This is a genomic window from Nonomuraea basaltis, from assembly GCF_005893125.1.
In the GTDB taxonomy this organism is placed as follows: Bacteria; Actinomycetota; Actinomycetes; order Streptosporangiales; family Streptosporangiaceae; genus Nonomuraea; species Nonomuraea basaltis.
On the sequence record NZ_VCJS01000339.1, the window covers coordinates 1 to 9,995 of the forward strand.

At 65.9% G+C, this 9,995-nt stretch carries 11 protein-coding genes; all 11 read right to left on the reverse strand.

Annotation, left to right across the window (positions count from 1 at the left end):
• On the reverse strand, nt 1-663 hold a 663-nt coding region (locus EJK15_RS64160; protein ID WP_338089966.1), incomplete at its 3' end, for a formyltransferase family protein.
• 574 nt (nt 664-1,237) lie between these two features.
• A complete protein-coding gene (locus EJK15_RS64165) occupies nt 1,238-2,044 on the reverse strand; it encodes a phosphotransferase enzyme family protein (RefSeq protein WP_240778018.1) in 807 nt (268 codons plus the stop codon).
• Nucleotides 2,045-2,063: 19 nt separating this feature from the next.
• Nucleotides 2,064-2,930 carry a TniQ family protein gene (locus EJK15_RS64170; RefSeq protein WP_138720069.1) on the reverse strand — a complete coding sequence of 289 codons (867 nt, stop codon included), beginning with the start codon at nt 2,928-2,930 and terminating at the stop codon, nt 2,064-2,066.
• Nucleotides 2,927-3,970, reverse strand: coding sequence for an ATP-binding protein (locus tag EJK15_RS64175; protein ID WP_138720070.1), 1,044 nt, complete (start codon nt 3,968-3,970; stop codon nt 2,927-2,929). The genes EJK15_RS64170 and EJK15_RS64175 overlap by 4 nt, the downstream gene beginning before the upstream one ends.
• Complete coding sequence (locus EJK15_RS76955; protein WP_138720071.1) at nt 3,961-6,084, reverse strand: Mu transposase C-terminal domain-containing protein; 2,124 nt, start codon at nt 6,082-6,084, stop codon at nt 3,961-3,963. Before EJK15_RS76955 ends, EJK15_RS64175 begins: the two co-directional genes overlap by 10 nt.
• Nucleotides 6,084-6,899 (reverse strand): TnsA-like heteromeric transposase endonuclease subunit, encoded by an 816-nt coding sequence (locus EJK15_RS64185; protein ID WP_206062139.1) that lies wholly within the window; start codon nt 6,897-6,899, stop codon nt 6,084-6,086. Before EJK15_RS64185 ends, EJK15_RS76955 begins: the two co-directional genes overlap by 1 nt.
• Nucleotides 6,900-7,252: 353 nt before the next feature.
• Complete coding sequence (locus EJK15_RS64190; RefSeq protein ID WP_138720072.1) at nt 7,253-7,507, reverse strand: hypothetical protein; 255 nt, start codon at nt 7,505-7,507, stop codon at nt 7,253-7,255.
• A 674-nt stretch (nt 7,508-8,181) separates the two neighbouring features.
• Nucleotides 8,182-8,481, reverse strand: coding sequence for a nuclear transport factor 2 family protein (locus tag EJK15_RS64195; protein WP_138720073.1), 300 nt, complete (start codon nt 8,479-8,481; stop codon nt 8,182-8,184).
• Nucleotides 8,482-8,628: 147 nt separating this feature from the next.
• Nucleotides 8,629-8,925 (reverse strand): DUF952 domain-containing protein, encoded by a 297-nt coding sequence (locus tag EJK15_RS64200; RefSeq protein ID WP_171075325.1) that lies wholly within the window; start codon nt 8,923-8,925, stop codon nt 8,629-8,631.
• Nucleotides 8,922-9,476, reverse strand: a complete 555-nt coding sequence (locus EJK15_RS64205; RefSeq protein WP_138720075.1) for a GNAT family N-acetyltransferase — start codon at nt 9,474-9,476, stop codon at nt 8,922-8,924. Before EJK15_RS64205 ends, EJK15_RS64200 begins: the two co-directional genes overlap by 4 nt.
• Nucleotides 9,477-9,496: 20 nt before the next feature.
• On the reverse strand, nt 9,497-9,995 hold a 499-nt coding region (locus EJK15_RS64210; protein WP_138720076.1), incomplete at its 5' end, for a TetR/AcrR family transcriptional regulator.

A 9,995-nucleotide genomic window follows, 5' to 3' on the forward strand; every position in this document is an offset into this window, starting at 1 on the left:
CCGATACACGTCGAACACCCGCACCGGCACATCACCGAGCACCGCCAGCCCGCCCGGCGCCCCATCGGCCGCCCGCACCCGCCGCACGATCTCCTCCGTCGACTCCTCCCACGAAAACTCCCGGTCGCCGCGCCGCATCGCCCGCCGCAACCGCCCCCGCACCTCGGGAGAGCGGTAATCCAGCGGAACCGGCCGAAACGACGGATCCGCCGCCTTCGCAGCAACCTCCACCACCAGCTCCACCGCCGCATCCGCCACCGGCCCGTTGTACAACGCCGACTTACGCGGCGCCTCCACCGGCATCGCGAACACCCGATACCCCCAGATCGGGCCCGCGTCCATCTCCTCCACCGCCTGCAACGCCGTCACCCCCCACTCCGGCTCGGCCTCGGCGATCGCCCAATCCAGCGACGACGGCCCCCGATCCCCAGGCGGCCCCGGATGAATGATCACCGTACGGAAACCGCGCCACACCCGCGCCGGAACCCGCTCCTTCAAGAACGGGCAGATCACCAGATCCGGCTTGGCCAGCTCCACCGCCTCGGCCATCACCTCCTCCGAGACCGCCAGCTCGACGCTCACGTCATGACCGGCCCGGCGCAACTCCAGCCACGCACGCTGGGACAGGCCGTTGAAGGAGGAGCAGAGCAGCAAGATACGCAACGCGAGACTTCTTTCCGAGCGGGGGAGACGACGACGTCACAGGCGGCCACGCACAGGACTCAGCCGGCCATGCCAGGCCGCTCCCACCGGCCTCAGGCATTTCGGCAGTCCCATATGGCCCATTCATGCATCGATGCTGACACGAAACTCCCACTGCCGCTGACATATCAGCGCAAAACAAGCCCTGACCAGCCCTAATTGACCCGCTTTGCCCAAAAAATCCCGCTCCGGTACGCCGCCGCCCGGACGATCACCTGCCACCACCGCCGGCCCGGGGGAGTGGCCGCACCGATCGCGGCCGGACAACGATGCATCCGCCCTGTTCAAACGGCGCGCGGACCGGCGAGGGGCGGCCAGGCGATCCACGGACGAGGAAGGGAGACTGTCCTGTCTCAAATGACCTGCTCGCCGCCCGAAGCCCTGACCTGGTCAGATAGCAAGTCGTTTGAGACGCCTTAACGTAGTGAGTCTCAATTGGCCTGCTCGCTGAGGCGTTTTTGGTGGACAACGTCTCATTTGATCTGCTCGGTGATGTTGCTTTCCTGCAGTCAGCGGCCGTATTCGATGAGTGGTCCTATTCGCTGGCAGGAGTCGTCAGTGCGGTGTGGAAGACGGCTTGGTGCCGCGCGATGTGGGCGGCATCGGTGCGGTAGAGGGTGTCATCTCCTGCCGCGATGTGGGCGGCGAACGCCGTGTTGCCCGCGTCGGCCTGGTCGTGCATGTGACGGATCAGGTGGTCCAGCCGGGCCCGCGCGGTGTTGGCCAGCGCGCTCCTGTCGGCGTCGCTGAGGCGGTAGGCGTCGGAGAACAGGCGCAGTCGGCGCGCCTGCTCTTGGACGGGAGGAATGTCGTCTTCCCGGCGAGGATCGGCCAGGGGCACGAATCGGTAGGCCGCATAGGCGACGTCCCAGATACGCGGCCCGGGATGCACGGTGTCGAAGTCGATGAACGCGACCGGGTGCCCGTCACGGAACACGCAGTTGTAGGGGGCGATATCGCCGTGACAGATCACCTCGGCCGGACTTTGCGGGGAGAAGTACCAGCTGGCGTCAGGTGGTGCGGCGAAACCGGCGGTGGCGTCGTGGTAGCCCCGTAGCAGCATGCCAACGCCGAGCAGGGCTTCGTCCGACTGCGCGTAATCGGGCAGCGGATAGTCGGGCACTTGGCCGGGCAGGAAGTCGAGGATCTCCCGGCCTTGGCCATCACGTCCGTGACCGGCAGGAGCACCGGTGAAACCAACCGCCTCGAGATGATTCAGCAGTGCGTGAACGGTCGGCGTCCAATGGCCCGTGGGCCGCCGCACCGTGGTGCCGATCCTGACGACATGGTTGACGCCTCCACCGGTCAGCTCTTCTTCCTCGTTCCGCGATGATGTCATCATTGGGACTCCTTGTAGCTGATCAGATCCATCGGGGTGCTTTGCGGGCGACCCAGCGGCTGACGGGGTCGTGCTGGAGGCTGTCCATGGTGTAGTCCGACAGGACACGACGTTGCACCTCGGCATAGAAACGTGCGGCAGCGGCGCCGTTGCCTACTGCCAGAGATCGCCAGTACGCGGAGGCGATAAGGCTGCTCAGGGCGACAGTTTCGGGGTAACCAGCGGCGTAATGGCCCGATGAGTGCAGGTGGGTGGCGCGGCGAGGACCGTAGAAGATCTCATGACGGCGCCGACGGGCGGCGTCGTAGGTCTCGTTCTGAGTCCAGGCGGCGACGATGTCGGTGGCTTCGGTGAACGCCTCAGCCGTGACCTGATGGCCGTGGCGGCGAATAATCCTGCGGTGCCGGCGCTGGGCTCTGCTGATCTCGGGCAGGCGGGAGAGGTCCAGTTGCTCGGCCGCGGTGGTGACGCCCGCGCCGATCCAGAGCTGGTGGCGCGGGCAGACGCTCTGCTCGGGGCGCATCCAGCACATCACCGGGGCAACGATGCCGCGGCTGGCCACGCAGTGCCGGCAGGCGGGTCTGACCTGGTTGGGCCACCCTGCTGTGGTGCCGCAGTGGCGGGAGGCGGAGTCGCGAAGCTCTGGTAAGGCGTGGCTCAAAACGGTTTGCGACGCTCCCGTGACCGTGGCCAAGTCCGTCAGCTCAGGTAATCGGCGGGGCCGGCCCATGCCCAGGTAGGCGTGCAGGACATCACCAGGCACGTGGTTGCGCAGAGCCAGTCGATGCAGGAAAGACGCAAAGGTTTCATCATGGACAGGCACGACCTTGCGCGGCAGAGCTCTCCGGGGACGTGTCCGAAACAGATCACCGGCGACGGCGATCCTCATGCGTCGCCGTCATCGTGGGGACGCGGAGTTTTCGGGGACCCGGACTCGCTGGAGTGGTCGACGGTGATGGTGTCCATCAGCTCGCGGGTGACGGCCTCACGACCGTCCACGATGGCGCAGATCGCCGACGCTCGGATGATGTGTGACAGGCTGCTGATCACTCCCCGGGTGCGCTTATGCAGGTAACGGGCCTGCTTGAGGAGCGAACCGGGGTCGTGGCAGTGCAGCCGCAGGGCGTGTTCCATGGTGGCCACCATGGATTTCCATTCCTCGTTGTAGGGGAACTTCCCGGTTTTGGTCATCACGCAGCGGGCCGCGAGTTGCTGGCCCCGGATCCCGGTGAACAGGCCCGAGGACTCGACGTTGATGCCGGCGTAGATGAAGGTGGCGGGCAGGTGCTCGGTGAAGTACTTCATGTGGTCCGACAGGTCCTCGCCCTGGGAGGTCGCCATATTGACGTTGTGGATCTCGTCCAAGATCACCAGGTCGCAGCGGGCTTCGGTCAAGACCTCGCAGACCGCGATGGCGATGTCCATCTCATTGGCCCGGGACTTGAACGGCGGCATGCCCAAGAAATGCGCGAACTGCGTGGCCAGCTTCTTCGGCGACCCCTTGGGTGGCGCGGTGACGTAGACGACCGGGATGCGATCTTGGCCAGGGAATCGCTGACGCACCAGCAGCTCATGCACGCGACCCAGCTGTTTGATCGCGGTGCTCTTTCCGGTGGCCCACTGACCGGACACGATCAGCCCGCGCCGGGCACTGCGTTCCCGCTTGTTCATCACCGTCAGCAGCCGACCTTCGCGGACCACCTGACGAACCGCCGAGGTCTCCACGACGATCAGCTCCGAGTGGTAGGTCATCCGGGCCTCGTCATACTGCGCCCGGGTGACCTCATCCAGGCTCTTGCACTTCTCATCGGCCAAGAGGGTGAACTCAAGCGGCTCGTCGTTGACGAACTGGCGCCAGCCGTCCAGCGTCGTGGCGGGCAACGCCCGCTCGTCATCGAAGCCGAAGCTGCCGAAATCCGCTACCACCACTTCTTGGCCTCCTCGCGGGCATCAAAGACGCGCAACGGCACGACCTCGGCCAGCTCCTCGGACTTGCCGGGCTCGATCACGCCAGTGTCATCGGCGACCTGGCCGACCGGTTCGGGTGCGAGCTCTGGCGGCCGTGGCCACGACGGTTTCGCAGTCGCAGCAGTGCGGGCCACCACCTGCTGATCCCGCTTCGACCTTGCGCTCTTTTTCTTTCGCCCGCTCTTGCCGGTTTCAGCGGCAGGCAAGGGGCCCTGGTGGGCTTTGTTCAGCAAGGTCGCGACGGCGTCGGCGATCTCCGCTTCGGTCGCCTCGCGGCCCTGGTCCAACAGATCGCGGCGGCTGTGATCCCAGGCCACTTCCCCGAAGGGGGCCGGCGCGCTGTTCAGGTGCCGCCAGAACACGGTGATCCAGCCGCCGTCCCAGTGGTTGCGGACCCAGATCCGGCCGATGTCGTAGCGGTCATAGTGGATCTCCCACAGATCCTTCTTGTCCTTGACGCCCGAAGGCTGGCGCCGGAAGGGAACCAACTCCTCGCTGTCGTAGATCCGATGGTTGATCTTGATTCCATAGGTGTTGATCACCCGCCAGGTCGCCGGGAGCAACTCGATGTAGTCCTCCGCGCTGAGCGCGACGGGAACGTAGCCGGCGGCCTCGACCAAAGCGGCGTACTTCTCGTTCGGGGTGAACGTCCGTCCCGGTGATGAGGGATCACGTAGCCCGTCATGCGGCCGGTTCTGCCACCGGGCGACAATCCATTCATCCAGGAACTCCTGTAGCTCCGGCAGCGACCACAACGGCTCGTCTTCCACCTTGCGCCCGCGGTGTTCAGCCGACCGGCCGACATAGCCGGAGACGAACTGGGCGAACATCGTCGACACCGAACCCAGCGTCCGCTCAATATGCGGCTTATCGGTAGGAGTGTCTTGATGGGCGGGCTGAAAATTGATACCCAGACTCGCGCACGCCGTCCGGAAGTTGTTGGAGATGAACACCTTCCCGCGATCACAGACAATCGTCTCCGGCACGATCACCGGCCGCGCAGCCGCATGCGCCAGCCGCTCATCCAACTCCAGCAACCGCCGGTGCGGCAGCACCGAACGCGCCATCGACACCGCCTCGCTCCAGCCCGGCCGCATCGGCTCCGGCGTCACCGTCCGTGCCAGCAGCAACGAGGCATCCAACGACGTAGTCGTCGGCCGCAACACCGCAGCCGTGATCGTCCGCGTGGCCAGATCCACCATCCCGGTCAGCTCCACCCGCCCGACCACACCGTCATCCAGCCGCACCAACACATCGAACGGCGTCGAATCGATCTCCATCAGCTCACCCGGCCGCGACGCGGTCATCTCACCGAACGCCTCATCCGGCTGGTTGGCCAGCGACCGGCGCGTGCGCGCCGACCCCGTGGTGTGCCGACCCGCACCCAACCGCTTAAACAGCCGATAGAACGTCGCCCGCGCCGGCATCACCACCACCCCGGCGCCATGCTCGGCCACCAAAAGCTGCTCCACCCGCCAGTGCAGGTAACTGACCGTGCGCGTGGAACGATCAGTCGCCTCCTCCAACGCCACCCCAACCGCGGCCAGCACCCGAGGATCGGTCCGCCCATAGATCGAACGCGACGGCTGATAGCGGCCATCCACCAACCCCACCAGACCACGAGCCTCATAACGCCGGCGCTTGCGCCGCACCGTATGCTCGCTGATCTCCTCACCCATCAATTCCCGCAGCTCAAGCCCCTTAGCCTGCTCCCGCTCCGTCAGCTGACGAGTCGCCGGATCGTATTCAGGGCGAGCCAGCGAAGCCGCCGGAGCCCCCGGAAGAAGGCCGGTCAGCACCTCCACGATGTGCTGATGCCACCACATCGCCTCCTCCACGACCTCCTGCGGCAAGCCGGTCAACATCCCCGCAGGCAACAGGGGAGTGGGGGCGGACTTTCCCAAGTGCTCAAATCCGCTCGACGCCAGCAGATGAACAAGTTGGACCACGCTGACCTGCCCATGCTCATCCGCCAGCCGGACCACAGTGCCCGAAAGGCCAACGACCGTCTGAGCTCTGCCCTCGAAGGTCACCCGATCACTCACCCGCAGGGCTTCGGGCTTGGCCATACCCATCACCGCACTCCCTTCGCCACACGCACCATCGTGCCGGGGGACAGCACCGCCGCATCCAGATCAGCGACAAGCTCCTGCCGCCACATCAGGTGAAACAAGACAGGAAGGACAGCCAGGCGGTCACCCACGGCCTCCGCCCCGGCAAACAACGGCCGACCGTCACGAAAAACACCAACCAAGGCCTCCGCAATGGACGCATGAAAGCACCGCGAGTGCCGATAACCCGACAACCAGCGAACATTCGCCCTCACAACAGGGGAGGGGCCACCCGTGCGCTGATACCGCCAACCGACTTCCGCACACGCCCGAGCAGTGGCCTCAAAGGACTCCGCATCCTCCGGGCGAATGCGATCATCAGGACGGACATCGACGACCAGCCCAGATCCATCGCTCAAGCGGGCGAAAAAGTCGGGAGCATGCCGCCGTTCACGCTTCTCACCAGGCCAGTGCAGCCAGAACGGCTGAGAGGAGAAGGCGACCACATCAGGTCGGAAATCCAACATCATCGCCACGTCGCGCTCCACCCACGACTCATAGCCGACATGGGTGCCCGTTGACGCTGACCACCACAAACCCGTGAAGTTCTTCTGCCCCTTAAACGACGGAAACGATCGAGCAGGTTCTACCTGCTCAAAGGGCATATCCCACAACGAAGACAGGGGACCACGGGTCCGCTCACGCCTGTCACCAGCGACGGTGATCTCAAACAAAGACTTGAGGACGGCAACAGCCGCTGTCGTCGAACGGCCCATTACCTCACCATGGATGCGATCAAGGACAACCTTGATCGCAGACCCTAGCGCCCTGCCGATCATGACACCAGAGAAAAGTGCCCGAGGGAGCAGATGAAGTGAGACAAACATGCACAGCCGAGCAGATCGCCTGAGACAACCATGATCACCGAGCGGGTTAAGTGAGACGCGAGACCTGACTCGCACCCACGAGATGGCCTTCACCGAGCAGATCAAGTGAGACAAACACGGAACCTGAGCAGATCAAGTGAGACACCGAGCAGGTCGCTTGAGACGGGACAGAGACGTCCGGACATCGAACACGCAACAGGCTGATATAGGCACAAAAATGCCATACCGAACAGAACCCTCATTCTGTTCGGTATGGCATTAAAATCAGCGCTGCGGAATTCTGGCGTCGCACCCCGGGGCGGGGGTCATAAACGGTTGACGAAGCGGGCGGCGGCACGCTGACTCATGCCGGTTTCACCGCGCACCAGGAAGACGGCTTCCTGGATCTGGCCGAGGGCTTTGAGCTCCCGGGCCTGATCGACAAGATCGATACTGGGATTGGGACGATTACGCGGCCGCTCGGTGAGGCGGGCGGCGAGGATGATGAGCCAGATGATGGCTGAGGTGATGACGGCCGTGAGCGCGATGAGGCTCGGGGTCGTGATCTCCAGGGCGGACATGCTGGTGCGTCTGCCCGGGGATTTGGGGTTTATTCAGGACGTGCCTGGTTGCTTGATAATGAACATTATGTCAAGTAGCGCATGTTCGGATGGACCGGCCGCTCCCCTGGACGGCTGGGGACGGCGAGTCTGGTGAGAAACTTTTTTCGACGTCCCGCACGGCCGATCCGGCGCCGCGGCGAGAATCCACGGGGGCGCGATCGATGCGCTGAGCGGGGGTTTCACCGCGGCGGGCACCGCACCGGCGACGGTGTGACGGTGCTCTCCGGGCGGTTGACGGCGGCTTTGACCTTGTGTTGATTCGCTGTCCTTGTCCGGGTTTGTGGTTTTAGGGTAGAGCTCCTGCTATTCGCGCCGCGAGAGGAGCAGCACGTGGGGAACCAGTCGGTGTTATGTCAGGTGTGTCAGGGGGTCCTGCCCGCTTCCGGCAAGGAGTCGTACACCCCGTTGCGGGGGCGGCTGATTGTGACGAACGGCTATTGCGCGGGTGGGTGCGCCGAGCGGCGGGCGGAGGCGGCTGAGCAGACGCAGCAGATGGCGCGTCCGGAGCCGATGGCACGCCAGGATGGGCCGCCGAGGCAGCAGGCTGTGAGCGCGAGTGGCCGTCCGGGTGCGGCGCCGTTGCGGGTGGTGCGCTGACCGCGGAGGGTTCGGGGCTCTTTTCCGTCTGACTTTTATTGGTGGCCGTCGATGGTGTGCCAGTAGTCGCGGGTGCGTACGGCCAGTCCGTCGGTGTCGAAGTGGGCGAAGACGCAGCCTGCCAGGGTGATGGGGCGGCCGTGGTCGAGGGTGTGGGCGCGGAATTCGATGGCGGCCTGGTCGCCGTCGACGAGGGGCGCGCTGAAGGTGACGCTGGGTTCGGTCTCGCCGGTGAACGACCATGTGATGTAGTCGGCGATCGCTTGTTTGCCCTCGTGCGGGGGGCGGAACGGCATGCTGGTGTGGACGGCGTCGTCGTGGTAGAGGGCGATGATGGCCGTGACGTCGTGGTGGGTCCAGCCGCGCTGCCAGGTGCCGGCGAGGTGCCGGCGAAGCGCTGGGCCGCCGTTCGGGTGTCCATGGTGACCATTGTGCGGGCGGCGCGCCGGGCCGGTTGCGGGGGCCTCTCCCCTGCCGTGCCGTCAGCCGGTGTAGGGGTGGGCGGCGGTGACCGCGGTGATCGGCAGCGGCCCGTACAGGTGGGGGTAGCCGTTCTCGATGCGGATGTCGAGGCCGTTGGGGTCGATGTCGAGGACGAGCAGCGGGCCGGTGACGTCTCGGTAGTAGGCGGTGTGGACGTCGCGCAGCTGGGCGAGGTCGCGGCTGCAGTGGATGAAGCCTTCTTGCTCGAGGGTGCGGCCGAGGGTGGAGATGCGGTACTCCCCCGCCGTGCGGGCGTCGTGCCAGTCGGAGGCCAGGGCGAGGTGGTGGATGGTCATGCGGCCCATTCGGTCTCGAGGATGGCGTAGACGGCCTCGCTGCTCCATTCGCCTTTGACGATTTCGTTGTCGATGAGGGTGGCCTCGTGGCGCATGCCGAGTTTTTCCAGGACGCGGGCTGAGGCGGTGTTGCGGGCGTCGAGGCGGCCGGTGATGCGGTGCAGGCCGAGGTCGGCGAAGCCGAGGCGGAGCATTTCGCGGGCGGCTTCGGGGGCGTAGCCGTGGCCGTGGTGGTCGGGGTGCAGGACGTAGCCGATTTCGCCTTGGCGGTGCTGCCTGCTGGTCCAGACGAGCAGGGCCGAGCCGATGAGCGTGCCGGTGTGGCGCAGGGTGATGGCCAGGTCGAGGGCGTCGCCTTCGTCGTGGAGGGCGGTGCGGGTGATCTTCTTGTCGAGGAGGGTGCGGGAGGTGTCGCGGTCGCGGGTCTCCCAGTAGAGGTAGCGGGTGACGTCGGGGCGTGATTCCCAGGCGTGGACGGCGTCGAGGTCGTCGGGGGTGAAGGGGCGCAGGCGGAGGCGGTCGGTGGTGATCGGGTAGTGGGGTTTGAGCACGTGGGCAGTGTAGGGAGGGGTCACGGGGGTGGCAATGCGTTTTCGAGGGCGAGGGTGAGCAGGGTGCGCGCTTCGTCGAGGGGGCGTTGCTCGACGACGTGTTCGAGCCAGAGGGTGGAGATGGTGGTGTAGAGGAGGCGTACGCGGGGGTCGGTGTGCGGGAGGTGGAGGGTGTCGGCGATGAGGCGGATGCAGCCGTCGGTCCAGCGGCGGGCGATCTGCTGGAGTACGGGGTCGCGGCCGGCGTGGACGTAGAGCTCCCACAGGCCGAGCTGGCGGGCGCGGTCGGCTTCGGCGACCTGGTCGGGCAGGGCGGCCAGGCCGTGGTCGGCGATCCAGGCGCGGGTGGTGCCGAGTTCGGTTTCGACGAGCTGGGCGAAGGCTTCGGCCAGGAGCTGGTCGCGTGAGGCGAAGTAGTAGGTGGTGGCGGCCAGGGGCAGGTGGGCGCGCTGGGCGACGGCTCGGTGGGTGACGGCGGCGAATCCGCCATCGGTGAGCAGGTCGACGGCGGCGGTCAGG

What these genes read in the sequence shown, in the direction of transcription:
- EJK15_RS64200 (WP_171075325.1), bottom strand. Translation starts at nt 8,925, where the DNA reads ATGACCATCCACCACCTCGCCCTGGCCTCCGACTGGCACGACGCCCGC.
- EJK15_RS64190 (WP_138720072.1), bottom strand. Translation starts at nt 7,507, where the DNA reads ATGTCCGCCCTGGAGATCACGACCCCGAGCCTCATCGCGCTCACGGCC.
- EJK15_RS76955 (WP_138720071.1), bottom strand. Translation starts at nt 6,084, where the DNA reads ATGGGTATGGCCAAGCCCGAAGCCCTGCGGGTGAGTGATCGGGTGACC.
- EJK15_RS64165 (WP_240778018.1), bottom strand. Translation starts at nt 2,044, where the DNA reads ATGATGACATCATCGCGGAACGAGGAAGAAGAGCTGACCGGTGGAGGC.
- EJK15_RS64170 (WP_138720069.1), bottom strand. Translation starts at nt 2,930, where the DNA reads ATGAGGATCGCCGTCGCCGGTGATCTGTTTCGGACACGTCCCCGGAGA.
- EJK15_RS64185 (WP_206062139.1), bottom strand. Translation starts at nt 6,899, where the DNA reads ATGATCGGCAGGGCGCTAGGGTCTGCGATCAAGGTTGTCCTTGATCGC.